16 protein-coding genes are annotated in these 24,808 nt (G+C 54.1%); 10 read left to right on the top strand and 6 right to left on the bottom strand.

The features are described 5' to 3' along the window. Positions 1–42 precede the first annotated feature (42 nt). The 3 genes from FHG12_RS20475 to topA form a co-directional block, all read right to left on the bottom strand. Positions 43–3,789 (bottom strand): hypothetical protein, encoded by a 3,747-nt coding sequence (locus FHG12_RS20475; RefSeq protein WP_139517557.1) that lies wholly within the window; start codon positions 3,787–3,789, stop codon positions 43–45. Between the two features lie 220 nt (positions 3,790–4,009). After that, positions 4,010–4,717 carry an SIR2 family NAD-dependent protein deacylase gene (locus tag FHG12_RS20470; RefSeq protein WP_139517556.1) on the bottom strand — a complete coding sequence of 236 codons (708 nt, stop codon included), beginning with the start codon at positions 4,715–4,717 and terminating at the stop codon, positions 4,010–4,012. A gap of 173 nt (positions 4,718–4,890) precedes the next feature. Further along, positions 4,891–7,353: a type I DNA topoisomerase gene (gene topA / locus FHG12_RS20465; protein ID WP_139517555.1), complete on the bottom strand. Its 2,463-nt coding sequence runs from the start codon at positions 7,351–7,353 to the stop codon at positions 4,891–4,893. A 340-nt stretch (positions 7,354–7,693) separates the two neighbouring features. Here topA and FHG12_RS20460 point away from each other — a divergent pair, with 340 nt between their 5' ends. The 8 genes from FHG12_RS20460 to FHG12_RS20425 all read left to right on the top strand — a co-directional run bounded on the left by FHG12_RS20460 (position 7,694) and on the right by FHG12_RS20425 (position 18,316). Next, entirely contained in the window at positions 7,694–12,097 is a 4,404-nt protein-coding gene (locus FHG12_RS20460; protein WP_230471217.1) for a methyl-accepting chemotaxis protein, read from the top strand. 42 nt (positions 12,098–12,139) lie between these two features. Beyond that, on the top strand, positions 12,140–12,718 hold the full coding sequence (locus FHG12_RS20455; protein WP_165699476.1) for a chemotaxis protein CheW: 579 nt from the start codon (positions 12,140–12,142) through the stop codon (positions 12,716–12,718). 60 nt (positions 12,719–12,778) lie between these two features. After that, positions 12,779–13,162, top strand: coding sequence for a response regulator (locus FHG12_RS20450; RefSeq protein ID WP_139517554.1), 384 nt, complete (start codon positions 12,779–12,781; stop codon positions 13,160–13,162). Positions 13,163–13,230: 68 nt separating this feature from the next. Further along, positions 13,231–14,310, top strand: a complete 1,080-nt coding sequence (locus FHG12_RS20445) for a chemotaxis protein CheB (RefSeq protein ID WP_139517553.1) — start codon at positions 13,231–13,233, stop codon at positions 14,308–14,310. Between the two features lie 35 nt (positions 14,311–14,345). After that, positions 14,346–15,941: a chemotaxis protein CheA gene (locus FHG12_RS20440; RefSeq protein WP_230471216.1), complete on the top strand. Its 1,596-nt coding sequence runs from the start codon at positions 14,346–14,348 to the stop codon at positions 15,939–15,941. A gap of 65 nt (positions 15,942–16,006) precedes the next feature. Next, positions 16,007–16,642, top strand: a complete 636-nt coding sequence (locus FHG12_RS20435) for a chemotaxis protein CheC (RefSeq protein WP_230471215.1) — start codon at positions 16,007–16,009, stop codon at positions 16,640–16,642. Positions 16,643–16,777: 135 nt separating this feature from the next. Next, positions 16,778–17,887 carry an agmatinase family protein gene (locus tag FHG12_RS20430; protein WP_139517551.1) on the top strand — a complete coding sequence of 370 codons (1,110 nt, stop codon included), beginning with the start codon at positions 16,778–16,780 and terminating at the stop codon, positions 17,885–17,887. Between the two features lie 93 nt (positions 17,888–17,980). Then, the gene (locus FHG12_RS20425) at positions 17,981–18,316 is read left to right on the top strand and encodes a phage holin family protein (RefSeq protein WP_139517550.1); all 336 of its coding nucleotides are present in this window, start codon (positions 17,981–17,983) and stop codon (positions 18,314–18,316) included. Between the two features lie 81 nt (positions 18,317–18,397). Here the strand turns inward: FHG12_RS20425 and murA are convergent, their stop codons facing one another. The 3 genes from murA to FHG12_RS20410 all read right to left on the bottom strand — a co-directional run bounded on the left by murA (position 18,398) and on the right by FHG12_RS20410 (position 22,810). Continuing rightward, positions 18,398–19,702: a UDP-N-acetylglucosamine 1-carboxyvinyltransferase gene (murA, locus tag FHG12_RS20420; RefSeq protein WP_139517549.1), complete on the bottom strand. Its 1,305-nt coding sequence runs from the start codon at positions 19,700–19,702 to the stop codon at positions 18,398–18,400. A gap of 6 nt (positions 19,703–19,708) precedes the next feature. Beyond that, complete coding sequence (locus FHG12_RS20415) at positions 19,709–20,407, bottom strand: DUF4290 domain-containing protein (protein ID WP_139517548.1); 699 nt, start codon at positions 20,405–20,407, stop codon at positions 19,709–19,711. Between the two features lie 159 nt (positions 20,408–20,566). Next, a complete protein-coding gene (locus FHG12_RS20410; protein WP_139517941.1) occupies positions 20,567–22,810 on the bottom strand; it encodes an ATP-dependent helicase in 2,244 nt (747 codons plus the stop codon). Positions 22,811–23,084: 274 nt separating this feature from the next. On the opposite strand from FHG12_RS20410, the gene FHG12_RS20405 reads away from it, so the two are divergent. Both FHG12_RS20405 and FHG12_RS20400 read left to right on the top strand, forming a co-directional pair. Further along, positions 23,085–24,155, top strand: coding sequence for a glycosyltransferase family 4 protein (locus tag FHG12_RS20405; RefSeq protein ID WP_165699475.1), 1,071 nt, complete (start codon positions 23,085–23,087; stop codon positions 24,153–24,155). A 74-nt stretch (positions 24,156–24,229) separates the two neighbouring features. Continuing rightward, positions 24,230–24,808, top strand: coding sequence for a DUF3109 family protein (locus FHG12_RS20400; protein ID WP_139517546.1), 579 nt, complete (start codon positions 24,230–24,232; stop codon positions 24,806–24,808).

Below are 24,808 nucleotides of genomic sequence, written 5' to 3'. Positions count from 1 at the left end.
CTTGAGGAAGCACAGCCTTTATGCAAGTGATAACTATTTGATTTACTGATCGATACGAAAGCCAAGTCCGAACTGAATTAGGCCATTTTCTTTTGATTTCTGGTAGGAAACCGATAGCGCGTACTGGTCGGAAACAGGAGCGAGGAAGAAGCCTGCGCCGTAGCCTTCGTGCCATCCGCCCGGAGAGTTGCCGCGGAAGTACACCCGACCACGGTCGTAGAAACCAAAAATGCCGTAGGAAAAAGGCAGAAAAGCCGTTTGAGCACGTCCCAAGGCCAGTCGAACCTCGGTGTTGATATACGCGCTGGCGTCGCCGGTGAAGCGATTGCGGTAATAGCCGCGCAGGCCCTCGCGCAAGCCTAGGCTGGTGTATTTGTAAAACGGAATCTCGTCGCGATTGCCGTAGTTTTTGGCGCCGCCTACTTTTACTACGGCCGTTACGGGTACCACTAGGCGGGCCGTACCGTAGTATTCAGCGAAACCTTGCGTGAGCCCGAAATTGGTTTTGCCCCGGTTGAGCTGGTGATAAGTGTCATGCTGCAACCGCAGGCGCGCACCGCGGCGTGCAAATAGCTGCCGGTCGCGTAAGTCTAAGTCAAACAGAGCATTAAGGCCAATCAGGCGTTGGAAGCCAGTATTGGGCTGTACAACATCCGACTGCGGCGGTTGCTGCTGGAGTTGGCCTAGGTAGCTCTGGTTACTGTAGTTGGTGGTATACTGTTCGTAAGTCGGCCCGAAGCGGAAAAGGCTGCGATTGAAGAACGTGCGCTCGGTGAAAGCGGCCAGCGTAAAGCCCTTATAGCGAGCCTTGTAGAACTTGTCGTCGTACAAGTCCTGGTCCTTTTGGGTATTGTTGCCAATGCCAAAGAAGTTGTAATACTGGAAGAAGTTGCCGTACTCAGTGCGGGCGCCGATGTCCCACTTACCAATGGCGTAGCGATGGCGCGTGTTCAGGGCCACTTCAAAATTGCCGTTGGAAGAGCCGCGCACGTCGAAGCCATACAGGTTTTTGTAGTTCGGCTTGCGGAAACCTTGGCTCACGATGTCGAAGCCGGCACTGATGCCAAAGCCGTCGTTGCGGTTATACGTAATAGCACCGCGCGGATTGTAGCCATCGTATTCAAACTCCTCGCGATCGTAACGGTTGATATCAGGCCGAGCGGAAGTGTGGTTGTCGCTTTCCTTGCTCAGCTTCATTTCAGTCGTCGGTACATCGTAAACTTTGGTAAGTGTCCGAAGACCAGCTACTTGCGATTCGTCGTTGATTTTGTCTTTATCATCCCCACCAATGATGCGCACCAGAATACTGTGTCGTGCCGCGCCCGTAACGGTAAAAATATCGTCGTCGCCGAGGCCATACAGGCTGATTTCGTCGGTTTCCTTGGGCTTGAAAGTGCGGTCGAAAAGCGGGTCGCCGTCGGGTTGATCGCTACCTTTGGTTTTGTCGTACATGCGCACGCGCACATTGCCATCGGCCTGCCGATCTACCTGGAAGACCTCGCTCTTGTTGGAACCCACAACGTCCACGCGTTTGGCCAGCAGCAAATAGTATTTGTCGAGGGCTTTGGGAAGCTCTTGGATGCGGGCTTTTAGCTTGCGGTTGAGGTCGTTACCCGAGATTTTCTGCACCTCCGCTGGCAGGGTTGCAGTCGCCTGATCGATGGCGGCCGGCGTCATTTTTTCCTGCATATAGCGCCCGATCTCCTGCCATTGCTCGCGTGAAAGCGATTGCAGCAAGAAGCGGTCGAGGTGGCGAGCGGGCCAGTTCAGGCTTTCCATATCGTGGAATTTGGCCTGAAAATCCTCGATGCTCGGCACGGCCCATTCGCGGTTGGCGAGGTAAGTCAATACGCCGTTCCACAGCGTAAAGCTCTGGTCGCGGTCGCGCGGAATGGGGCGGTAAACGGTTTTGTTGCCTTGCTTATACCCGGCCCATTTCCAGTTGTCTTCGTGCTTGCCGAAGTCGGCCACGAGCATATCAAAAGCCCGGGCTTTGCCGAGCGCAAAGGCATCTATCTGATTATCATGGTCTTTGTAGAGCTGCCGGAAGAAGCTGAAGGAGCGGCGTACCTCGTCGGCGTTACCAAACCCGGGCAGGTTGGGTTTTGGATCGACGGGACGGTCTTCCAGCGTGCCGAGTAATCCGGCGTATTCCTTGCGATAAGGTCCAAGCTTTTGATTATCAGGCAGAACAAAAAGCCGAGGCCGGGCGTGCAGGATATCCGTCTGGTCGAGCAAAGAGCCCGCGACGAGTGCCGAATAGGGGTGGGCCGTCGGCGTGATATCGCGAAGTACATCGGCCGCCACAGAATTGCGCAGTTCCGGGGGCAGAATGCGCGTCACGTCTTTGTCAACGGAGCGAAAAACGTACTCGGAACTGTCGGCCGCGATCAGCTTAAGCGACGTTGTCTGGCGCCCGCCCCCTCTGCCAAAGGGTCGTAAACCGCCTTTTTCCGCGTTCAAATCCAGCGTAGAAACCGTGACGGGTTGCGTCCACGAAGACCGATAAAGCGGCCCAAGCCAAAACCGTTTGCCTGCTCCCGCTTTGTATTGCGGGCCCGGAACCACCGTAACCGACGGCTGGAAGGGTGCGTCGGGTTTCGATTCCGCTACGCCTTGCGGAGCGCTCGGGCATTCGGGAATGAACTCATTGACAGGCACATTGGGCAGGCGCGGCTCGGTGCAGGCCGACTGGAACAGCGTGGCTTCGTAGGCCTGCCTGGGGACGCCCGCTTGTTTGTCGAACGTATAGAAATAGGCCTTAACGGTGCCGTCAGCGAAGTATTCCAGCTTCGAATATCCCTCAGCCGATTCGTTGAATTGTGATTGGGCGTTGGCCCCTACATGCTCGCTTTCGGCGAAGCTGCCCGCTACCAGATGGTAGTTGTTTTTGAGCTGGGTGAGCTGCAAGCTGTAGTCGTGGGCAGCGGCGTATACCACTCCAGGATTCTCTTGAAGCGTATTCAGCATTTCCTTGCTGAAGGCCTGATACGCCGGATTGGCCATGTCGCGCGGCGTGCCTACGTTTTGGCGATAAGCTGCGTACAGCGTACCGAAAACGGGCAGCGGCACACCGTCCCCGAACGGAAACAGATGCCGGCTCAACGGCATACGCCCGCCGTAGATGCCGTTGCTAACCACTGGCTGATGGCCTACGAGCAGCACGTTTTTGCCTTTCGTGTCGTCGAGCACGTCCTGGAGCTGCTCCCGAAACTCTTCTTTGGTCAGGGTCTTGCAATCCGTATCCGGCGCTTCGGGGCGGTCGTAGGGGTGCGTCCACCATGGAGTGTTGATGGCCACAAGTCGCACAGTAGGAGCCACATCCGCGATTTCGGGGCCAGGGCAGCCGCCAGTGGGCATAAAAGCATTCTGGTCGGGGAGTTGCTTCTCAATGTATTTTTCGAGCCGTTTGACGCGCTTCAAGCCCTCGGGGCCGGAATTGGCCCAGTCTTTATCGCCGGGCACGAAATACAGGCGGCCATTCGGCAGGCCCTTCACCAACCCAATAAGCGCATCGATGCGCGCAGTTTCGTCGGAGTTGCTCGAGTCTTTCTTGCTGCCCAGGCCTTCATTGCTCACAATATCGCCCAGATGGACGACGGTAAAGGATCCCGTTTCCTGCTCTAAGGCACGTCGAAGGCTTTGCAGATGGGCCGGCGGTGGGGTAGTGGTGGCCGTATTGCCAAGGAGATAAACTGTGTGGGCCGGCTGAGTAGATTGTGATTGGCCCGGAAGGGCAGCTGCCAACAACAAACCAGCCAGCAGCAAATAGCGTGGAAAAATGCGCATAGAGCTAGAATAGTCAGGAATCGAAAGCTTGCTTACGGGCAAAAATCCCTTGGAGATTTAGTTATTTAATTCCGAGGGCTACGCTGATAAAAGCTGTGCGGTGCGGAAAGGGGGCAGCTGAACGGAAGGAGTATTTGGCTGCTTTCTACAATGAATTGATAATCAATATACTACAAGAAAGTATTGAATATATATCTTTTGGTATTTATAAGGAGCAAGATCAGGCTTCAGCCAACAGCTGCGTCACTACCCGCGGCACTCCCAGGCTGGCGGGCTCGGCGATGAAGTGCACATTGCGCCGGGTGGTGAGCGGGGGCTGGGTAGGGTCGATTACGTAAATCGGGCAACCAGAAGGGGCATAATTTACCAAGCCAGCGGCCGGATACACTTGCAGCGAGGTGCCCACCACCATGAAAATAGCAGCGGTAGCAGCCTCCTCAATAGCACGCTCCATCAGCAGTACCGCTTCGCCAAACCAAACGATGTTGGGCCGTAGCTGGTGGCCTTTTTCGCAACAGTCGCCCAACTCAATGCGGTCGGTGGTCATCGGGTACACCAGCTCTTCGTAGCGCGTACTGCGTGATTCGAACAGCTTGCCGTGCAGGTGAATGACATGACTGCTGCCCGCGCGCTCGTGCAAATCATCCACATTTTGCGTTACAATAACCACTTCAAAAGACTGCTCCAGCGCCACCAACGCCCGGTGTCCTTCGTTGGGTTGGGCGGCCCGGGCGGCCTTACGCCGTTGGTTGTAAAATTCGAGCACCAATTCGGGGTTGCGTGCCCAGCCTTCGGGCGAGGCCACATCTTCTACCCGGTGCCCTTCCCACAGGCCATCGGAGCCGCGAAAGGTGGCCAGCCCGCTTTCGGCGCTGATGCCCGCGCCGGTGAGAACAACAATTTTCGGTTTGGAAGAAGCAAACGACATAACGGTATACTTTTCAGGTGGATAACCTAGGTGTCTCGGGGTTGGTTTTGGCGCACGCTTCTTCGGTTTCGGATGTGCGCCACGCTCTATCGCTTACGCATCATCGCTTGCAGAAGGACAACAAAAAAGGCCGATCCTGAGCAGGAGCGGCCTTTTTAATGAATGAAAACCGATTATTTCGCTTTTGCGGTGGCTTTTTTTGCAGTTCCCGTAGCCGGTTTTTTAGCGGCGGGCTTTTTCGCAGCAGACTTTTTGGCCGCTGGTTTTTTGGCTGCGGTTTTGGCCGGCGCATCGGCTTCGGGTTTCTCCTTTTTGGCGAAACGACCTTTACCGGGTTTGTCGGGCGTGGCATCAGCCAGCTCAATGCAGCGCTCCAGGGTCAGGTCTTTTGGCTCTTCGCCTTTCGGAATCTTAACGTTTTTCTTGCCTGCTACTATGTAAGGACCAAAGCGACCGTTAAGTATTTGAATATCAGGCCTTTCTGGGAATTCCTTGATTAGGCGTTCGGCATCGGCTTTCCGCTTGGCTTCGATGAGCTCGATGGCTTCGGGGGCCGTAATGGCATGCGGGTCCTGCTCCTTGGTTAGCGAATAGAACTTGCTGTCGTGGCGGATGTAAGGGCCGAAGCGACCGATAGCCGCCGTCATGTCCTTTTCCTCAAACTGACCGATGATACGCGGGAGTTTGAACAGCTCAAGGGCCTCATCAACCGTCAGATTCTCAATGAATTGACCTTTGCGTAAGCTGGCATACACTGGCTTTTCTTCGCTGCCTTCTTTGGGTTCGATCTGCACGTAAGGGCCAAAACGACCCAGGCGCGCCGTGATCTTTTGGCCCGTTTCGGGGTGCATACCGATTTCCCGGGTCGAGCCCAAGGTGCTGCGCTCAATATCCTGTCCGCGCTCCACAGTTTCGTGGAAGGTGCCGTAGAAGTCTGAAAGCATTTTGCCCCATTCTTCCTTGCCATTAGCGATCAGGTCAAACTCGCCTTCTACTTTCGCAGTAAACTGATAATCAATGATAATGGGGAAGTGCTCCACCAAGAAATCATTGACGACCATAGCGGTATCTGTCGGAAAGAGCTTGGCTTTGTCAGCCCCAAAAGTTTCCGTTTTGGCTTCGGTTTTTACCTGGTCGCCTTCGAGCGTCAAAACATGGAACTTGCGTTCCTTGCCTTCGCGCGTGTCCTTTTCGACGTAGCCGCGCTTCTGAATAGTTGAGATGGTAGGTGCATAGGTCGAAGGACGGCCAATGCCCATTTCCTCGAGCTTTTTCACCAGCGAAGCTTCTGTGTAGCGAGCTGGCGGTTGCGCAAAACGCTCGGTCGCCCGCAGCAACTGAAGCGGTAACTGCTGGCCGACGGTAAGCGGAGGCAACCCCCGCGAAAACGTCGATTCGCCGTCCTGCTCATCATCGTCCTTCGATTCGCTGTAGGCTTTCAGGAAGCCTTCGAACGTAATTACCTCACCAGTAGCCGTAAGCGGCGTACCGGGCATCGTACTGATGCCGATGGTGGCCACCGTGCGCTCAACTGTGGCATCGGCCATTTGCGAGGCCATGGCCCGCTTCCGGATCAGGTCGTAGAGGCGCTGTTCGGCCGAATCCGAGCCGGCTTTGGCCAAGGCAAAATCCGTGGGGCGAATGGCTTCGTGGGCTTCCTGCGCCGAGGCCGATTTGGTTTTGAACTGCCGGGTGAGGGCATATTCCGGGCCGTAGGAGCGGCTGATTTCTTCCTTGGCAGCGGCCAGTGCATCCTGCGACAGATTCACTGAGTCGGTACGCATGTAGCTGATCTTACCGGCTTCGTAAAGCTTCTGTGCTACACTCATCGTCTGGGCCACGGAGAAGCCTAGTTTACGCGAGGCTTCTTGCTGGAGTGTCGACGTAGTAAAAGGCGGCGCAGGCGAGCGTTTGCCAGGTTTTTTATCTAAAGCATCAATGCTATAAGTAGCTGATATGCAATTACTTATAAAATCGTATGCCTCCTGCTGTACTTTAAAGCGGGTGGGCAATTCGGCCTCCAGCACAGCGCCCCGGCCTGCATCGAAACGCGCCGTCACGCGGTAAGCGGACGAAGTTTTGAATTGGCTGATTTCGCGCTCACGCTCTACTACTAGGCGCACCGCCACCGATTGCACGCGGCCTGCCGACAAGCCGGCTTTTACCTTTTTCCAGAGTACAGGCGAAAGTTCGAAGCCTACCAAGCGGTCGAGCACGCGCCGTGCCTGCTGCGCATTGACCAAGTTCAGGTCAATCTCGCGCGGCGAAGCAATGGCATTAAGAATTGCGGTTTTGGTGATTTCGCGAAAGACAATACGCCGTGTTTTGGAGTCGTTCAGGTTTAGCGTTTCGGCCAAATGCCAGGAAATGGCTTCACCCTCGCGGTCGTCGTCACTTGCCAACCAGACGGTTTCGGCTTCTTTGGCTAGCTTTTTTAACTGCGCAATAATTTCACGCTTATCCGGTGATACTACATAAGTAGGCTTAAACCCATTAGCGATGTCGATGGCGTTATTGTCTTTGGGAAGGTCTCGAACGTGCCCGAAGCTGGATTTGACAATGAAGTCCTGCCCCAAATACCCCTCAATGGTTTTGGCTTTGGCGGGGGACTCCACGATGACTAAATTTTTGACCATAAGCAGGGGCTAGCGGCAGTATACGGTGACTCGATTAAGTAGGGAAACGACCTGGCGCTGACAAAAGTTGAATTTTGCCGCAAAGATGATGGAATAATCCGTTGTGGCAGTATCCGGTTCCTATTTATATGTAAGGAGAAACCGAGGCAATAGGTTTCGAGAACGGCTATTTTGCGCCAAGAGGTTCACTAGAGCGCACATTATTCGTTTGGGAAGTGCTACAAATTGCACGAAACTTCAAAGTCATATTTACTACCTTTGTAAGTCCGGAAACCACCCTATCCACCCTTCCGGTTAAAAGCAACGTCTCTTTCAGGAGGCTTCGCAACTCTACCTTTGTATGGCTTCAGGTAAAATTACCAAAACCACCGCTAGCACGGATTCCACTGCGCCGGCTGCTCCAGTAACTCCGATTTCTTCTGCGAGTACCGCGCTGCCTGCAGGCTCGCGTACCAGCGCCGACATTACCCGGAAACGAGGTATTGCGCGGGGGTCAGGAGCTACGCAGGATGCCGATTATATTAATGAGCAGCTCAACCGCGTGCTTTACGCGCTCGATGCCTTTAAGAAAGGCGACGTATCGGTGCGTTTGACTAAGCAGAACGACGACATTTTCGCCGAAATCGCCGAAGCCTACAACTCGATGGTGGAGATGATCGGTGGTGTAGGGGGGGAAGTGTCGCGCATTTCGAAGGTTGCTGGGGTAGAGGGCAATCTGAAAGCCCGTGCTTCAGCCGAAAACGCGTCGGGCTTCTGGCGCGACATGATTAACAATATCAACGGCTTGGTGGATAGCATTGCCGTACCGGTATTGGAAGTAGGCAAAGTATTGAAGAACATCTCGAAAGGCAACCTGGACGAAACCTTCCAGATTCCGGTATCGGGCGACTTCAAAGTGATGGCCGAAACCATCAACAAGACCATCGACAACCTCAACCTGTTTGCCGGCGAAGTAACCCGCGTGGCGCAGGAGGTAGGCACCGAAGGCAAACTCGGTGGTCAGGCGTCGGTTCCGAACGTAGGTGGCGTGTGGAAGGACCTGACGGACAACGTGAACACGATGGCCTCGAACTTGACGAGTCAAGTTCGAGACATTGCTAACGTGGCGACGGCGGTTGCCAAAGGCGACTTGACCCAAAAGATTACGGTGGACGTGAAGGGGGAGCTGCTGCAACTCAAGCAGAACCTGAACCAGATGGTGGATTCGCTCAACCTGTTCGCCGGCGAGGTAACCCGCGTGGCCCTCGAAGTAGGCACAGAAGGCAAACTCGGCGGCCAGGCCTCCGTACCCAACGTGAGCGGGGTCTGGAAAGACCTGACGGACAACGTAAACAACATGGCCTCGAACTTGACGAGTCAAGTTCGAGACATTGCTAACGTGGCCACGGCGGTGGCCAAAGGCGACTTGTCGCAGAAAATCACCGTCGATGTAAAAGGCGAGCTGCTGCAGTTGAAGCAGAACCTCAACCAGATGGTGGACTCGCTCAACCTGTTTGCCGGGGAGGTAACCCGCGTAGCGCAGGAGGTAGGCACCGAAGGCCGCTTGGGCGGCCAGGCCTCCGTACCGAATGTGGCCGGCGTATGGAAAGAACTTACTGATAATGTGAACTATATGGCCTCAAACCTGACCAGTCAGGTGCGGGACATTGCCAACGTGGCCACTGCCGTAGCCCGGGGTGATTTGAGCCAAAAGATTACGGTGGACGTGAAGGGCGAGCTGCTGCAACTCAAGCAGAACCTGAACCAGATGGTGGACTCGCTCAACCTGTTCGCCGGCGAGGTAACCCGCGTGGCCCTCGAAGTAGGCACGGAAGGCAAACTCGGTGGTCAGGCCTCCGTACCGAATGTCGCGGGTGTGTGGAAGGAGTTGACCGACAACGTAAACAACATGGCCTCGAACCTGACCAGTCAGGTGCGAGACATTGCCAACGTGGCCACCGCCGTAGCTCGCGGCGACTTGAGCCAGAAGATGACGGTAAACGTGAAGGGCGAAATCCTGGAACTCAAGAATATCTTGAACCAGATGGTGGACTCGCTCAACATCTTCGGCGACGAAGTAACCCGCGTGGCCCGCGAAGTGGGCACGGAAGGAAAGTTGGGTGGCCAAGCCAACGTGCCTCGTGTTGGTGGTACCTGGAAAGAATTGACGGACAACGTGAACACGATGGCCTCGAACCTGACTTCTCAGGTACGAGACATTGCCAACGTGGCCACCGCCGTAGCCAAAGGCGACCTAACCCAAAAAATCACGGTCGATGTAAAAGGCGAGCTGCTGGATCTGAAGAATATTCTGAACCAGATGGTGGACTCGCTCAACATCTTTGCCGGCGAAGTAACCCGCGTGGCCCGCGAAGTGGGTACCGAGGGTATTCTGGGTGGCCAGGCCAACGTGCCAAGCGTTAGCGGTACCTGGAAAGACTTGACGGACAACGTGAACACGATGGCCTCGAACCTGACGAGTCAGGTACGGGACATTGCCAACGTGGCCACCGCCGTAGCTCGGGGTGACTTGAGCCAGAAAATCACAGTTAATGTGCGCGGCGAGCTATTGCAGCTGAAGGAAAACCTCAACCAGATGGTGGACTCGCTCAATACTTTCGGCGACGAAGTAACCCGCGTGGCCCGCGAAGTGGGTACGGAAGGAAAACTGGGTGGCCAGGCCAATGTGCCCAACGTGCGCGGCACTTGGAAGGACCTAACGGACAACGTGAACACGATGGCCGCCTCACTGACTTCTCAGGTGCGGGACATTGCCAACGTAACTACCGCCGTAGCTCGCGGCGACTTGAGTCAGAAGGTTTCAGTTGATGTGAAAGGCGAATTACTCGACCTGAAAGACAACATCAACCGCATGGTGGACTCGCTCAACATCTTTGCCGGCGAGGTAACCCGCGTGGCGCAGGAAGTAGGCACGGAAGGCCGCTTGGGCGGTCAGGCCAACGTGCCGAATGTAAACGGCGTGTGGAAGGATTTGACCGACAACGTAAACACGATGGCGGCAAATCTGACAACCCAAGTACGTGGCATTATCCGCGTAGTAACCAGCGTATCGCAAGGTGACTTGACTCAGAAGCTGACGCTGGATGCCAAAGGCGAAGTAGCAGAGCTGGCGGACACGATCAACCGCATGGTGGACGACCTGAATCGCTTGGCACTCGAAGTAAGCCGCGTAGCCAAAGTAGCTGGGGTCGAAGGCAAGCTGACCGAACGCGCCACCGTAGGCGGCGTGAGCGGATCTTGGAAAGAAATCGTTGATACGCTTAACGCGCTTATTGAATCCATTGCTTCGCCAGTATTGGAAGTAAGCCGCGTGGTACGAGCCATCTCGGAAGGCGATCTGACGCAACGCGTTGGTATTCAGACGGCTGGTGATATCGAGGCCATGTCAAATGCTTTGAACCTGGCCGTTGAAAACCTCAACGAACTGCTCGGCGAAATCAACGAATCGTCGCAGATTGTGGGCGAGTCGTCGGAGGAAATGGCATCGAAAGGCCAAGAGATGAGCCGCGTAACGGTTGACGTAGCTCTGGCAATGCAGCAAATGGCAGAAGGTGCTCAGAATCAAGCACTTAAAACTGACCAGGCATTCAAGCTGATCGAAGAAATCATGCAGGCCACGAAGGAGACCGCTGGCAAAGCCGACATCGTAAACAAATCAGCTATCCTGGGTGAGCAAACTTCGCAGCTGGGTCTGAAAACGGTAGCCGAAGTGGTGAAGAACATGGAAGAAATTTCCAATGCGGCTTCGCAGACTTCTAAAACTATCGAAGTACTCAGCACCCGTTCGCAGGAAATCAGCAAGTCGTTGAGCGTTATCACCGACATCGCTTCGCAAACCAACTTGCTGGCTCTAAACGCCGCCATTGAAGCAGCCCGAGCCGGAGAAGCAGGTCGAGGCTTTGCGGTAGTAGCCGAAGAGATTCGCAAATTGGCGGAAGGCTCGCGCAAGTCGGCTAGTGAGATTGCCACGCTGGTAGAAGACGTTCGCAAAGACACTACTTCCGCCGCAACCGCTATCTCGACGATGGAAGGCCGTGTATTGAAAGGCAAAAACGCCACGTTTGAAGCCTCAAGCGCCTTCAAAAACATTGCGACCAGCAGTGGCGAAACGCTCCGTACCTCCCGCGACATTCTTACCGCTACAGAAGTACAGAAAGCCAGTATCGGTGACGTGGTGAAATACGTGGAAGAAGTGGTAGCCATTGCCGAGCAGACGGCGTCGGGCACGCAGCAGGTGGCGAGCACAGCCAAGCAACTTTCGTCGTCGATGCAGGAACTGACCACTTCCAGCCAGAACCTCACAGATATCGCTGATGACCTGCAGGTTGGGTTGTCGGCCTTCCAACTGCTCGAAGAAATTGAGCCAGAGCCGGAGCCTGAACCTGTTCGTCGGGGCCTGCGTCGGTTAGTTGCCCCCGCCCCGGCACCGAGCACCAACGGAACGCATCACCAAGCGATGGACCGCCTGACGCGGAAAGTTGCTGCGCTGATGACGCCTGCTGCCTCCATGAAGCGCAAAGGCGAACCGGAACCCGCTGCCAAACCTGCTGCTTCACGTCGGGAGCGGAACCGGACAATGAGATTGGGTGCTGCAGAAGCGGCAATTCAACAAAATGGCAAAAGCGCAGCCTCTGAACCGAAGAAGCCCAATGGGCGGCGCAAGGCAGCTGATACCGCGGCCAATAAGCCCGATATTGACCAAGCAACTGCCAAATCGAGCCGCTCAAAGTCAAAGGCTAAATAATTGACAATCAACTAGTTGGCAAAGTGCTGCTGATGCGTGTGTATGCATCGGCAGTTACTTGCTTTTACCATCTTTTGCACGGCTGATAAAGTGGTGACTGACGAGAAAAAAACTTCCAAACCCGACGCTCTTCTGCAACTGATCGTGTTCCGATTGGGCGAAGAAGAATACGGCATTCGCATTGAACAGGTAAAAGAAGTAACGATTACTCCGGAAGTAGCTCGGATGCCCAAAACGCCTGCTTTTGTAAAAGGCATTGCCAATTTGCGGGGCGACATCATCGCCATCATTGACCTCGAAGAGCGTTTTGCGCTGCGTTCGAAGGGACAGGAGATACCTACGGTAAGCTACACGCTTGCAATCGAAGCCAAGGATTATACCATTGGAATTGTGGTGCGGGAAGTGCCGCAACCGCTGACCATTCCGGTTTCTGCGATCGAGAAAGCTCCGGAGTTGATTCAGGACATCAACATCCACGACAAATACATTGAAGGAATTGCTCGGGTCGAAAGCCGGATTATCATTGTATTGGATATGCTGAAGTTGCTGACGCCCTCAGAAATCATGCAGTTGCAGCCCAAAGGAGAATCTTCGTCTAGCACTGCCCGTACAAAAGCCTGACTTTTGCGTACTCGATCCTAAAGCATCTTCCTCCTCATTTAGCTCTTCTGCTTACATAGTATGAAAAATCGCATTCTCATCGTGGACGACTCCTTTTACATGCGCACGATGCTTAAAAATATGCTTTCTGATGCTGGCTACGACGTAGTTGGCGAAGCTGCCAACGGTCAGCAAGCAGTAGAAATGGCAATTGACACCAAGCCCGACCTGATTACTCTAGATGTAATTCTGCCCGACAACACAGGCTTGGATGTCCTCAAGAGCATCCGTCAGGAGCAGCCCGATGTGAAAGTTGTAATGTGCAGTGCCGTAGGCCAGGAAGTGATTGTGAATGAGGCACTTGAAAGCGGTGCTACTGCTTACATCGTAAAGCCCTTCTCGGAAGAAAAAGTACTGGAAATCGTTGGGGGCGCGCTTCAGGGTCCTGAGTCGGACCCAGTATAGTTCTCCGCAGTGCTTGTAGCATCTGCCGTATTTCCGGCAGGTGACATATAGTTAGTCTCCGCAGTCCAGTGCCCCACCTTACTTCTCCTTTCACAATTTTGCTCGGTAACCTGCCCGTGTTTGTGCGGCTGGAGCTTACCAAATTGCTACGCGCACAGACCGATTTACAGGTGACGGGCGTAGCAGGTAATGCGACCGAGTTAGTAACCATGGCCCGGCGCCTGCGGCCGGGACTGGTTGTGATAGGAGAAGAGCAACTTCTGGATCTGGAGCAGTTGGCACGCCAGTATGCCGTGCCGGTTTTGATATACAGCGCCACCACGTTGCTTGGGGGCGCTTTGCGCGAAGCTGCCCGGTGGCATGTGTACGACGTTATCAAGCCTTTGCTGCCTGCGAACGACCCCGGGTATTCCGATTGGCGACGGGAACTGTTGCGCAAAATTAGGGCTGCCAAGCCTCAACTTATCGCCGCAACTCAGGCCGTGGTAGCGCGTCGGGCTCAGGTAACTGCGCTACCCAATAGCATCGTGCTAATCGGGGCTTCTACGGGGGGCTCGGCGGCAGTCGAAGCCTTGATACGTTCTTTTCCCGCTTCGATTTCGTGTGCCGTGATCATTGCGGTGCACCTGCCGGCTCACTTCACGCTTTCATTAGTTGAGCGGCTGAGCAAGGTTACCACGCTGCCGATTGCCGTTGCGCATACGGGTACCCGACTGGAAGCTGGAAAAATACTTGTGGCTCCGGGAGGTTATAACATTACGGTGCGCCCTGTGTCCGACAGCCCTTGGCAAGCGTGGGAAACGGCTCTGACATCTGAATACGTATCCGGCTATGATGAGCCTTCCATCAATTTGCTGATGCAATCTGCAGCCGCAACTGCGGGTCGCAAGGTGCTGGGAGTTGTGCTGACTGGGCTCGGGCAGGATGGCACACTTGGGGCGCTTAGCATCCGGCAGCACGGTGGCACGGTGCTCGCGCAAAACGAAGCTACCTCCGCTGTCTTCGGCATGCCTAAGTCGGTGATCGAAGCCGGTTATGCCAATGCCGTGTTACCGCTCTCCGAAATAGCCGAGTTTATTCAGCGATTTTCGGCTGCTCTGCGTCTGAAGCGACCTTTGCCAATTTCTGCTCCTCTACACGCCGCCTAATGAAGACACGGGAGCAGGAATACCGAGAAATCTTTATGGCGGAAGCACTCGAGTATTATGACTCGATGGGCCGCCACATCAGCGAGTTAGAGAAAAACCCTGCGGACGAACGTGCACTTAATGAGCTATTCCGGCTCATGCACAACCTAAAGGCCAATGCACGCGCCATGGGCTACGCCGACATCGGTGAGGTAGCCCACGGCATGGAAACCATTTTTGGCCTCATCCGAAGCAAAGAGCGCGAATTTGCGGGCTCCATCGTGCCGGTATTATTTGCTGGGGTCGATGCGCTGGGCGACATGATCCGGGCGGTTGACGAAAATAACCCGACGCCGAATGTGGAGGCCTTGCAAGCCAACCTCGATCGGCTGGTGCGTGGGGAAGAGCCTGATATTGAGGATGTTGATAATTCCGATGAGAATGCTAACCGCAAGTTAGAGCTGTCAGATCTGGTGTATATCCAGATCAAAAAGCTCGATCATCTGATGAATCTGGTGGGCGAGCTGATTATCGACCGGGACCGCATTCTTACCCTTAGCCAGGAAATAGGAAGCCCCGCCCTTCAAACCGCTGCGACTCACCTGTTCCGCATTGCCGACGAGCTACAGTACAGCGTTATGGACGCGCGCTTGGTGAACGTTGGATCGTTGTTCAATAAATTTCCCCGTGTCGTCCGGGACGTTGCCACGGCAGAGAACAAGGAAATCGAGTTGGTACTGAACGGTCAGGATATTCAAATTGACCGTAACATTCTCCAAATCATCACGGACGCACTGCTTCACTTAGTGCGCAACGCCATCGGACACGGTATTGAGACGCCGGCAGAGCGGCAGAAAGCAGGGAAGCCAGCGCGTGGTAAGCTCACCATCAACGCCCAAACCGAACGTGACGACGTTTTGATTCACGTCTCTGATGACGGCCGCGGCATCAACATAGAAAGCGTACGGCGCAAAGCCGTTGAACGAGGTCTGACCACTGCTGAGGCCGCTGCTGGCTTAGATGACAATGCAGTGCGGGCTTTTCTTTTCGAGCCTGGATTTTCAATGGCGAAGGAAGTCACCGAGATTTCGGGGCGCGGCGTCGGGCTCGATGTCGTAAAGCTGGCCATCGATTCACTTGGTGGTCAGTTGCGGGTAGATTCGGTATTGGGCCAGGGTACAACTTTCACGCTAGTATTGCCTACTTCCATTGCCGTAAAGGGGGCTCTGTTGTTTGAGTTGGAAGAACGCAGCTACGCGATTCCGCTCATGCATACCGATTCTGTTGTTTCGCTATGGCCTGACCAACTGCACGTTGTGGGAGGTTTGTTGCTGGCTGAAGTAATGGGGGAGAACGTACCCGTAGTAGATTTGCGCCGCCTGCTTCACAACAGCGACGGTCCGTTGCCACTGGCTACCCGCGAGGAGCTACGCGGTCGGCAAGAGATCATCATTGTTAATTATAATAACCGCAAGTTGGGATTGATTGTTGACCGGTTTCTGCGCCAGCAGAACATCGTAATCAAGCCCATGAGCAAGCCATTGGATACCATCGATTTGTTCGGTGGTGTTACGGTGCTGGGCAGCGGACAAGTATGTTTGGTGCTGGATGTCCCGGCCCTAACTCGACTTTTCTTAGCCAAGCGACCATAAAACTCGTATTGCAGAATTCGAGCAAGCACAGCATTTGTACTTGTTCGCCCAACTGATTGATTCATATGGATTTGCACATGACGGAGCTGGAGCGGGACATCATCCGCGAAATTCTGAACATTGGCTTGGCGAGGGCTGCTGATTCCTTCGCCGTCATTGCGCAGGAGAAAGTGCTGCTTGAAGTTCCGAACCTGGATATTGTACCCGGACGAAGCATTCTGGACAGAGTGCACGAATACGAGGGATCACACGCCATCATTCAGTCCGATATCAAAGGCGAATTCAACGGTACTACGCTCATGTTTTTTTCGGGGCAGCATGTGCAGCGCCTCTCGCGGGTTTGCTTGCGCATGAATGTTCCCGATTCCATCGAAATTGATGCGATGCAGGAATCGTTGTTGCTGGAAATCAGCAACATCATCACCGGCGCTTTGGTAACGCAGCTGGCCAACATCCTCAAGGCCCACATTTACGGCGCGCCGCCGCGGGCACCGCGCGGCAACATCGCCGACTCGCTAAAAAGCCTGATTTTCAATCAGCCCATGGTGCAGCCGCTCATTTTCTCGGTAATCACCCAATTTTCTGACAAAGAAAATTCCGTGGAATTGCCCCTGATGCTCTTTTTCGACCGTAATACATTTATCAAAATCCTCGATATCATTCGTACGTACGATTTCTTGGGCGGCCAACCGGCTGTCTAAGTCAATTTGTATCGATTGAATTGCGGATACGTTGTTTTTTGTAATCGCGCCTAATGCCTTCTTAATCAAAGCTTTGTGTTTTGATTGTCGGTGTTCGGCGCGATGCCATTTTCTCCCCTCACCAACCTTCTTCGCATGACTTCTTCCTCCGAATCCAGTCTTGAGCAAAAGCTTGCCAATTTCGATCCCAATGCGCTGGGCGATGCCTCGGGCGGCGTGTACGGGTTGCCTTTTACCGTGGACGAAGCCCAGGTAGTAGTAGTGCCAGTGCCGTGGGAAGTCACGGTTTCGTATGGCGCAGGCACGGCAAAGGGGCCGGCGGCCATCCGGGATGCTTCCTTCCAAGTCGATCTCTACGATCCGGACATTCCGGATGCGTGGCGCTTAGGCCTGGCCATGGAAGACGACGACGAAACGTGGGCACACGCCAGCAACGAGCTGCGGCCGCAAGCTGCCAACTACATTGGGTGGCTGGAAGACGGCATGCCGGCCACGAAAGGCGCAACGCTGGGGGCAGTGCCTGCTCAGGTCACGGCGAAGGGAAAGGAATTGCTCGAATGGCTTAAGCAGAAAACCGGGGCTTACCTCGACGCCGGCAAAGGGGTAGTGGTGCTCGGGGGCGACCACAGTACGCCGCTTGGATACCTGCACGCGTTGGCCGAACGGCACGAGGAATTCGGCATTTTGCAAATCGACGCGCACTGCGATTTGCGTCCGGCCTACGAAGGCTTCGAGTATTCGCACGCCTCCATCATGTACAATGCGTTGCAACTGCCGCAGGTCAAGAAACTGGTGCAGGTAGGCATTCGCGATCTGTGTCAGCAGGAAGCCGAGTTTGTCGATGAGTCGAAAGGCCGCGTGGTGATGTTCCAAAGCCGATTTCTGCGCGACAGCATGTACGCTGGCAAATCGTGGAAGAAACAGTGCAACAAAATCATTGCGCAGCTGCCGCCCAAAGTTTATTTAAGCTTCGATATCGACGGCTTAGACCCTAAGCTGTGCCCCGGCACTGGCACGCCCGTCCCCGGCGGACTAGAGTTTGAAGAAGCCCTGTATCTGATTCGCAAAGTGGTGCGGTCGGGCCGCGAGATCATTGGTTGCGACCTCAACGAAGTTGCCCCCGGCGATACCGACTGGAACGGCGTCGTAGGTGCCCGCCTGCTTTATCACCTCTGCAATTGGATGGCCGTGTCGCAAGGCCGCATCGCCGCCCGCGACATCGACATCGCCGAGAAAGAGGAGTAGGGAAGCCCAACACAGCAACGAATTTTGCGTAACGTTGTCCGGCTCGCCACGCGGCGGGCCGGCTTCTTTTTTTCCACCAACCCTTCTTGCACTATGGGCTTTATACTCAAACTGTTGCTAACGGCCATCCTGACGTACTTGCTGGCCAAGTTTTTACCTGGAGCACACCTAGATGGCTTTACGAGCGCTTTGTGGCTGGTGCTGGTACTGGCCATCCTAAACGCCATCGTGAAGCCTATCCTGAAGATCCTGGGTTTCCCGATTACGGTTCTCACGCTGGGGCTTTTCTTGCTGGTAATCAACGCCGTAATCGTGTTGCTGGCCGATTATCTGTTGTCTGGCTTTGCTGTAGACGGCTTCTTATCCGCCTTGATTTTCAGCATTGCGCTCTCCCTTGTGACATCGGTAGTGGATATGCTAATTGATTGATTATCAATCAATTGCAACAAAAAGGCCTTCTGCATTAGCAGAAGGCCTTTTTGTTGCATTATAATAGCTTAACTGGATGAACTAGAGGCGTTTAATATGTGCCCCAAGCGCCGCCAACCGCTTGTCAATGAACTGATAACCACGGTCAATTTGCTCCACGTTCTCGATGACGCTGCGGCCATCGGCCGACAGAGCCGCGATTAGCAAGGCAACGCCCGCCCGAATATCCGGCGAAGTCATAGTGATGCCGCGTAGCTTGTTGCGCTGGTCCAAGCCGATGACGGTAGCCCGGTGCGGGTCGCAAAGGATAATTTGTGCGCCCATATCGATGAGCTTGTCAACGAAGAACAAACGCGACTCAAACATCTTCTGGTGAATGAGTACCGTGCCTTTGGCCTGCGTAGCTACCACCAGCAGCACACTCAGCAAATCAGGGGTAAGGCCCGGCCACGTATGGTCGGAGATCGTTAGAATGCTGCCGTCGAGGTAGGTGGCCAGTTCATAATGATCCTGAGCGGGCACGAAAATGTCGTCGCCGCGGAATTCAAGCTCAATGCCCAGCTTGCGGAACGTATCCGGAATCAGGCCCAGCTCCGGGATTTGGCAATCTTTGATCGTGATCTCGGAGCCGGTCATGGCGGCAAGGCCAATGAAGGAGCCAATTTCGATCATATCGGGCAGCATGCGGTGTTCTGTGCCCCCCAATACTTCCACGCCTTCGATGGTCAGCAAGTTCGAGCCGATGCCATTGATTTTGGCACCCATTCGTACCAGCATTTTGCAAAGCTGCTGCAAATACGGTTCGCAGGCAGCGTTGTAAATGGTGGTGGTGCCTTGTGCCAGCACGGCGGCCATTACAATGTTTGCGGTGCCCGTCACTGAGGCTTCGTCGAGGAGCATATATGCTCCTTTTAAGCCATTCTCAGCGGAAATCTTGTAAAAATCAGTACCCTCAAGTGTGAGCTTGCCACCAAGTTTTTCAAGGCCCAGAAAGTGAGTGTCTAGCGGCCGACGACCAATTTTATCACCGCCGGGCTTAGGAAGCTGGCACCGGCCAAAGCGCGACAGCATGGGCCCCAGAATCATGACCGACCCACGCAACGCTCGGCCCTGCGCGGCAAACTGCTCAGAATCAAGGTAATCCAGATGAACGTCATCAGCCTGGAACCGGTAGGTGTCGGTGGATAACTTGCCAACTTTCACGCCCATGTCGCGCAACAACTCAATGAGTTTGTTGACGTCGCGAATGTCGGGGATGTTGCTAATGGTGACGGGCTCAGAGGTGAGCAACACGGCACACAGGATTTGGAGCGCTTCGTTTTTAGCTCCTTGGGGCACGATCTCGCCCTTCAGCGGTTGCCCACCGATTACTTCAAATGCGGCCATGCGTACTTATTGCGGGGGTTGTTGTGGTTCCTGGCGGCCTTTCTTGCCGCCACGGCGTTGTTTGTCGCGACGATTGTTTCCGCCCCCCCGGCGCGGGTCACGGTCATTGCGAGGTTGGGGTACGATAAATGGTGCCGGACGCCCAGTGGTGGCAAATTCGAAGAGCCCTTGCGCTTCTACCTGCGCTGGGTCCAGTTCTAGCTTGCCGCCTGACAGCTCTTTCAAGTGCTTCAGAATCGTGACGTCCTTTGCATTCTCCTTATTATGAGAGCGATACAAGAACTTCATTGTCCGGCCAATGGTGATGGTAGCCTGTTCGCGTTCCGCAGGATCTTCCATAGCAATAGCCTGCTCGATCAGTAGTTCTACGGCCCGGCCGTACGCCCTGATTTTGGGGCTCTGCTTTGGATAGGCTACCGCTTTGGGCTGCTTTGCCAGCAAGTCGAGGCTGTGCAGGGGAAAAGGGCTGTCCACGTCCAGATCTTCGTCCGACATCACAAATAAGTGATTCCAGACCTTCTGCTGGGCATCGGGCTGATCGCGTAGGCTTGGATTCAGGCGAAAAATGAGCTGGACAATCTGCTGGGCGCGGCGGGTGCGTTCGGCCTTGTCCTCGATTGTGCGCAGCGTTTGCACCAATTCATAGGTGCTTTTGCCGTACTCGCGCAACAGCAATTCGTGCTTATAAGGGGAGGGGAGTGTCATGGGAGGAAAATGGAGGCCGAAAATACAACGGCTATTTGTATTGCGCGGGCCAGCCGAGCTTTATCTTAAGAATTAAAACCAGTTCAGCCGCAACAACGGCTGCGGCTGACTCAGGAGCAGCGTGGCTGTCCCGTTGTGTCTCAGTAAGATACAACGAGATTAAGTGAGCACGCGCAATTTGGCAAAACTCAGCAATAAGGTTTTCTCGCCGACTTCTTCAAACTGAATGATGGCTTTGGTCGAGCCTTGTTGCGTTTCCAGCTTGGTAACGGTGCCGTAGCCAAACTTAGGGTGCTCCACCCGTTGCCCAGTAGCGAGATTGGAGGTATCGCTCGGCTGAAAATCCGCGGGCGGGGTATAGCCTTTTGCTACCGTCTTACGCGGAGCAGGCGGAATAAGGTTGCTGCGCCGCTCCAATACGTGCCCGAAAGTTGACTCGCCGGGGTTTGGGCTTGCTGCAAACTTAAAGTCAACGTATTGAGGATCAATCTCATCTAAAAAGCGGCTCTTTTCGCAGCTGCGTAGGTTACCCCACTGATAACGCGAGGTAGCGTAGCTAAGCACCAGCTTCTTCTCGGCCCGCGTAATGGCCACGTAAAAGAGGCGGCGCTCTTCCTCCAAATCAGCGCGCGACGTAATCATCATCTGCGAGGGGAAGAGATTTTCCTCCATGCCGACGATGTATACATTTCTGAATTCCAGACCTTTAGCCGAGTGAATGGTCATCAGCGTGACTGTTTCGCCTTCGTCCTTGGCGTCTTTGGTGTCGGCGTCGGTTACGAGGGCAATGTCTTGCAGAAAGGCTGCCAGCGACTTGTCTTCACGCTCCGGATCATCTACGTACTCCTTGATACCGTTCAGTAGTTCCTGAATGTTTTCGTAGCGCGACAAGCCTTCAATGCTCTTATCCGAGTAAAGCTCCTCGATCATCCCCGAATTCTTGGCAATGAACTTGGCTGCCTCAAACGCATCTTCTTTGGCCGCCAACACGGCATAGCTCTTGATTTGCTCGGCAAACCCTTCAATAGGATTTGCAATGCGCGTCGCGAGGAAAGAATTGGCGTTGCTGACCACTTCCCACAGCGTGTGGTTCGATTCCTCAGCGGCATTAATCAGCTTGCTGATGGTCGTGTCGCCAATGCCACGCTTAGGGTAATTGATCACGCGTCGTAACGCCTGCTCGTCATTTGGGTTTACCGTAAGTCGCAGGTAAGCAACAAGATCCTTAATTTCCTTGCGCTGATAGAAAGAGAGGCCGCCAACGATCTTGTACTTGATGTTGAGCTTGCGCAGGGCCTCTTCCATTGCCCGGCTTTGGGCGTTGGTTCGGTACAAGATGGCAAAGTCGTCGTAGGAAAGATGCAGGTTCATCTTGTCCTCGTAGATCGAGTTAGCCACCAATTTACCTTCCTCGTTGTCGGAGGAAGCCTTGATTACTTCGATTAGGGTGCCGTCTTCGTTGTCGGAAAAAACGTCTTTGCGGAGCTGGGCTTTGTTGTTCTTGATGACGGAGTTGGCCGCCCGCACGATGTTCTTGGTCGAACGGTAGTTTTGCTCCAGCTTAAAGACCTGTAGCTCAGGATAATCCTTCTCGAAGTTGAGGATGTTCTGAATGTCGGCGCCGCGGAAGGCGTAGATGCTTTGGGCATCGTCGCCCACCACGCAGATGTTGCGGTCCTTGGCGGCTAACTTTCTGGTAATCAGGTACTGCGAATAGTTCGTGTCCTGATACTCATCGACCATCACAAACTTGAAGATGTTCTGGTATTTATTCAGCACATCCGGATGATCCTTGAACAGCACGTTGGTGTTGAACAACAAATCATCAAAGTCCATGGCGCCAGCCTTGAAGCAGCGCGAGGCATATTGCTGGTAAATCACCCCGATTTTAGGGCGTAAAGCTGCTTCGTCGTCCTGCCGGATAACGGGGTCATTTACATACTGTTGCACCGAAATTAGCTTGTTCTTGGCCGCTGAAATGCGACCCAGCACCATGCCCGGCTTGTAAAGCTTGTCATCCAAGTCCAACTCCTTCACAATCTGCGACACTAAGGTTTTGGAGTCCTGCGTGTCGTAAATGGTAAAGTGGCGCGGGAAACCAATTTTGTCGGCTTCAGAGCGCAGGATGCGCGCAAAAATTGAGTGGAATGTGCCCATCCACAGGTTCTTGGCTTCCGGCCCAACCACCTTTTCAATCCGCGCCCGCATCTCCCGCGCGGCTTTGTTGGTGAAAGTCAGAGCCAGAATGTTGAACGGGTCCACGCCCTGTTCGAGCAAGTTGGCTATGCGGTAGGTCAATACCCGCGTTTTGCCCGAACCGGCGCCCGCTATAATCATGCAGGGGCCTTCGGTTTGCATTACCGCCGCCGCCTGCGACTCATTCAGTAGTTTAAGATAATCCAGTGCCATTAGCGCAAATAATCGAACAACAAAGGTAGGGCTTTCGACCGGCGAAACGAGCGATTGTATCTTCGCCGCATCATTTCCCACAGAAGCCAGTCAAGGCAGGTGCAATAGTCTATATATCGACCGTTGCGACACCTAATGGCCGGCTCTGCGGACTTCAGCCGGAGAGCACCTCATGATTTCAAGTACAGAACACGTTTCCGCCTTTTCTGGTGCAACGAAGCCTAATCTCGGTATTTTATGTCTTTCGCGCAGCTTCGGCGGACTGGAAATGAACACGTTAAAGTTTGCGGGCTGGCTACGGGAGCGGGGCTGGAACCTTACACTTTTTGTCCTCACCAATTCGCCCTTGCACCAAGGTGCGCAACACCAAGGCATTGCGTGTGTGAGCACCGCGCGCCACCGCAAATACTTCGATGTTACAGGTGCCCGCTGGCTCGCCCACAACCTAAAACGGCTTCAAATTCCGGTGCTTATCCTCACCCAAAACCGGGAAATGGATTTGGTAAGCTTAACCAAGCTGCGCCTAGGTAAAAGCTTAAAGCTTATCTATCAACAACATATGCAGCTGGGGCCGCCTAAGCGGGATGTAGTGCATTCGCTACGCTTCATGGCGCTGGATGCGTGGCTTTCACCCCTGAATTTGTTGGCTGCCGAAGTAGAATCCAAAACGCGCTTCAATCCCGACCGCGTTTATGTAGTGCCGATTGGCATTAATCTAGACCGTTTTGTTAGCCCCGGCGTGACAACCGTAGCGGCGCGGCAGCAACTGCAATTACCCGCTCAAACGCCACTGTTGGGCATTCTGGGCCGTATCGATGCTGGTAAGGGCCAGGATTTTGTAGTGAGTGTGCTGCACCACTTGCGCACGGAAAATAAACTTCCGGTGGAGCTGGTGATTATGGGCGAGCCAACTAAAAACGAAGGCGATGCTTACTGGAACGCCTTACAGCAGCAGGTACAGGAGTTGGATCTTGCGCAAGTAGTTCATTTTCGGCCATTTAGCGAACATGCCGAAGTGTTTTTTCAGGCTATCGATGTATTTGTGCTAGCCTCGGCCAACGAAACCTACGGCATGGTTACCATCGAAGCCATGGCTTCGGCACGGCCAGTAGTAGCGACGCGTTCTGGTGGTACTACCGAAATTATACAAGATGAAATAACCGGGTTGCTGTATCCGCCGCGCGATTTGCAGGCGTGCGCGCAGTGCGTTGCCCGCTACATACATGACCCCGAACAAGCTCACCAAATTGCGCAATTGGCTCAGCGCGAGGCTCAACGGAAGTATTCGCACCACCGCCAATGCGAGCTTACAGAAGCGATAATTTATAGCATTCTGTAAATACGTGATAGTCAGGTAATTGTGAAAGTGCTAAAACTAATGAATATCTTTGCGGTCCGCTTTGTTGCAACCCCATGATTATCATTCAAAATACCGTCATCTCCGACGACATTCGCGATAACTTCTTCGTCTGCAACTTGGAAGCCTGCAAAGGCGCCTGCTGCGTAGAAGGCGATTTGGGCGCCCCGCTGGAAGAAGCGGAGCTTCAGATTCTGGAAAGAGAATACGAAAATATCAAGCCTTTTCTTACCGATGCCGGCCGTCAAGCCATTGAGCAACAAGGTCTTTACATCAAGGATTGGGAGGACGACTACAGCACTACTACCATCAATGATCGTGAGTGTGCGTATGCGCTCTACGACGAGCGCGGCATCCTGAAGTGCGGCATCGAACAAGCGTACTTAGCAGGGGCTACCTCCTTCAAGAAGCCGATCAGCTGCCATTTGTATCCAATTCGGATTAGTAAGTACGACGGCTTCGATGCCCTGAATTACGACCGCTGGAACATCTGTAATCCTGCCTGCTCTTTTGGCGCCACCCTAGGCGTGCGGATTTATCAGTTTCTAAAAGAGCCCCTTATTCGCAAATACGGTGAAGAATGGTACGGCGAGCTAGTTCAGGAAATAGAAACTACGATTCCGGAAGGCAACTAA

The sequence above is a fragment of the Hymenobacter jejuensis genome, from assembly GCF_006337165.1.
In the GTDB taxonomy this organism is placed as follows: Bacteria; Bacteroidota; Bacteroidia; order Cytophagales; family Hymenobacteraceae; genus Hymenobacter; species Hymenobacter jejuensis.
The sequence above is the reverse complement of the archived record's forward strand: the minus strand, read 5'-3'. Positions and strand labels throughout refer to the sequence as shown.

What these genes read in the sequence shown, in the direction of transcription:
- FHG12_RS20475 (WP_139517557.1), bottom strand. Translation starts at nt 3,789, where the DNA reads ATGCGCATTTTTCCACGCTATTTGCTGCTGGCTGGTTTGTTGTTGGCA.
- FHG12_RS20470 (WP_139517556.1), bottom strand. Translation starts at nt 4,717, where the DNA reads ATGTCGTTTGCTTCTTCCAAACCGAAAATTGTTGTTCTCACCGGCGCG.
- topA (WP_139517555.1), bottom strand. Translation starts at nt 7,353, where the DNA reads ATGGTCAAAAATTTAGTCATCGTGGAGTCCCCCGCCAAAGCCAAAACC.
- FHG12_RS20460 (WP_230471217.1), top strand. Translation starts at nt 7,694, where the DNA reads ATGGCTTCAGGTAAAATTACCAAAACCACCGCTAGCACGGATTCCACT.
- FHG12_RS20455 (WP_165699476.1), top strand. Translation starts at nt 12,140, where the DNA reads ATGCATCGGCAGTTACTTGCTTTTACCATCTTTTGCACGGCTGATAAA.
- FHG12_RS20450 (WP_139517554.1), top strand. Translation starts at nt 12,779, where the DNA reads ATGAAAAATCGCATTCTCATCGTGGACGACTCCTTTTACATGCGCACG.
- FHG12_RS20440 (WP_230471216.1), top strand. Translation starts at nt 14,346, where the DNA reads ATGGCGGAAGCACTCGAGTATTATGACTCGATGGGCCGCCACATCAGC.
- FHG12_RS20435 (WP_230471215.1), top strand. Translation starts at nt 16,007, where the DNA reads ATGGATTTGCACATGACGGAGCTGGAGCGGGACATCATCCGCGAAATT.
- FHG12_RS20430 (WP_139517551.1), top strand. Translation starts at nt 16,778, where the DNA reads ATGACTTCTTCCTCCGAATCCAGTCTTGAGCAAAAGCTTGCCAATTTC.
- FHG12_RS20425 (WP_139517550.1), top strand. Translation starts at nt 17,981, where the DNA reads ATGGGCTTTATACTCAAACTGTTGCTAACGGCCATCCTGACGTACTTG.
- murA (WP_139517549.1), bottom strand. Translation starts at nt 19,702, where the DNA reads ATGGCCGCATTTGAAGTAATCGGTGGGCAACCGCTGAAGGGCGAGATC.
- FHG12_RS20415 (WP_139517548.1), bottom strand. Translation starts at nt 20,407, where the DNA reads ATGACACTCCCCTCCCCTTATAAGCACGAATTGCTGTTGCGCGAGTAC.
- FHG12_RS20405 (WP_165699475.1), top strand. Translation starts at nt 23,085, where the DNA reads ATGAACACGTTAAAGTTTGCGGGCTGGCTACGGGAGCGGGGCTGGAAC.
- FHG12_RS20400 (WP_139517546.1), top strand. Translation starts at nt 24,230, where the DNA reads ATGATTATCATTCAAAATACCGTCATCTCCGACGACATTCGCGATAAC.